At 71.8% G+C, this 1,658-nt stretch carries 1 protein-coding gene and 1 pseudogene; both read right to left on the minus strand.

Annotation, left to right across the window (positions count from 1 at the left end; all coding sequences use genetic code 11):
* A partial coding sequence (locus CCN56_RS29245; RefSeq protein ID WP_107484241.1) for a glycosyltransferase family 2 protein occupies positions 1-819 on the minus strand: 819 nt, incomplete at its 3' end.
* A gap of 151 nt (positions 820-970) precedes the next feature.
* A pseudogene (locus tag CCN56_RS29250) lies at positions 971-1,658 on the minus strand (hypothetical protein); the annotation flags it as partial.

A 1,658-nucleotide genomic window follows, 5' to 3' on the forward strand; every position in this document is an offset into this window, starting at 1 on the left:
CTGCGCGATGATCGCCTTCCCCATGTGGAAGGCGATCATCGCGCAGTAGGTGCGGACCGCCTTCGGCAGGAAGCGGTCCGCCTCGTGGTCCCGGGAGACGTCGTCGAGCAGGAGGTCGTACGAGGGAATGAAGTCCAGCTGCCGGTTGTCGGTGATCTGGGTGAGCGAGGTGGTGACGCCCCGCCGGTAGAAGACCCCGTGCAGGGAAAGCGCCGCGAAGGTACGCGCCTTGAGGTGGAGACGCCAGATCCAGAGCCGGTCCTCGGCGGTTCGGAGAGAGGTCTCGAAGCGGGATTCCCCGTTCTCGAAGAGACGCCCGCTGTAAATGCCGAAGGGGACGAAGGGATAGTCGACCATCGTCACCATGCTGGCCGGGGAGATTCCGTCCCGGGGGTCCATCACGGTGTCGCGCCGCTTGGCCGGGGCATAGCGGATCTGCCGCTTCCGACCCTCCGAGAGGACGTGGTCGGTCCGGGCGAAATCGCAGTCCAGACGGGAGATTCCGGCCACGGCGGCGCTCAGGTGGCCGGGCGCGTACCAGTCGTCGCCGTCGAGAAAGGTGAGGTAGTCGCCGCGCGCCGCGTCGATTCCGGTGTTGCGTGCCTGGGCGACGCCCTGATTCGTCTCGTGCCGGATGACGGTGGCGTTCGGCAGGCGGCCCTGCCAGCGGTCGAGGATCTCCGGGGTGTCGTCCGTCGAGCAGTCGTCGATCAGCAGGAACTCGAATTCCGGATCCGAGTTGTTCGCGAGACTGCGCAGGGTGTCGGGCGCATATGGCCCGACATTGTGGAACGGTACGACGACGGACAGTTTCGGCACTCGGGATCCCCACACTGAATCGAATGGTCAAACGCCGTTACGGCGGGCACGCGGGCACGCTAACGACCTACTTTTCCCGGTGAACGAGCCGCGCGTGCACTCCGGGTGAACTCTTGTCGTCTCCGGCGGAAACCCCTCGGCGTGGACCCCGTCACCGGCGGGCCCGTCGGCGGTGGAGGAGCCCCGTCGCGGCGAGCGCCAGGAGCGCCGCCGCGCCGACCGCGCCGCCGAGCTTCATCCCCGGTGGCCGGAACGAGCAGCTGACCGAGCTCGCCCGCCCGTCGAGGGGGACGGCGACCAGGCCCTCGTACGCGCGCGCGGGGCGCGGTTCCGCGTCGCCGGCGGCGCAGCGCCAGCCGGAGATGCGCGGCGCGGCGAGGACGGCGACACCCCTGCTGCCCGGGGGCAGTTCGGCCGTGACGGTGTGTCCGCCGGCACGCACGCGCGTGGCGCCGGTGGCGGTGAGCTGCCGTACGGCGGAGTCGAGCCGGGCGCGGACCAGGCAGCCGACCGGTTCCCGGGGCAGCCGCGGCTTCCCCTCGGGCCCCAGGTCGATCCGCACCTCGCCGGAGGCCGGGACGGCGCCGAGGGTCTGCATGGGGGCGCGGACGGAGGGCGGCTTGCCGTCGAAGTCCACGGGCCGCTCCCCCGCCAGGGTCGCCGTGCCCTTGTACTCGGGCGCCCAGAACCAGACCTGGGAGCCCGCGGGGCAGCGGGCGGTGAGGGTGCGTCCGGTACGGCGCGGGGCGGGCAGCTCGTACACGTCGGCGCCGAGGAGGCGTTCCTGCCGGGCGAAGGCGGAGTCCCCGGGGTGCGTGGCCGGCCGCCCCGGCGGACGG

The sequence above is a fragment of the Streptomyces sp. NRRL B-24572 genome, from assembly GCF_002156145.1.
Classification (GTDB): Bacteria; Actinomycetota; Actinomycetes; order Streptomycetales; family Streptomycetaceae; genus Streptomyces; species Streptomyces vietnamensis.